The organism is Streptomyces sp. MK7, from assembly GCF_032658145.1.
GTDB classification, from domain to species: domain Bacteria; phylum Actinomycetota; class Actinomycetes; order Streptomycetales; family Streptomycetaceae; genus Streptomyces; species Streptomyces spiralis.
This window is the reverse complement of the sequence record NZ_JAVACL010000198.1, coordinates 1-229: the sequence shown is the minus strand read 5'-3', so window position 1 is coordinate 229 and position 229 is coordinate 1. Positions and strand designations below refer to the sequence as shown.

1 protein-coding gene is annotated in these 229 nt (G+C 68.1%); it reads right to left on the bottom strand.

The window, feature by feature from the left end:
- The coding region (locus R2S09_RS40455; protein ID WP_399145768.1) for a transposase at positions 1-211 on the bottom strand (211 nt) is incomplete at its 3' end.
- Positions 212-229: the final 18 nt, after the last annotated feature.

Sequence of the window (229 nt, the reverse complement as noted above, 5' to 3'; positions counted from 1 at the left end):
GGCCGTTGCGGTAGTTCTCCCTCCGCCCGACCTCGGCCCGCTCGCCGTTCTCGTGGCCCAGGTGGTCGGTGATCTCGCCCTCCAAGGCGGACTCCAGCAGCTTCTTGGTCAGCTGCTGCAGCAGACCGCCCTCGCCGGCCAGCTTCATCCCTCCGTCCTTCGCACGGGCCATCAGCTGCTGGATCAGGGCATCGTCCACGACCTCGTCCACGAGTACCTCCTGGGCCTC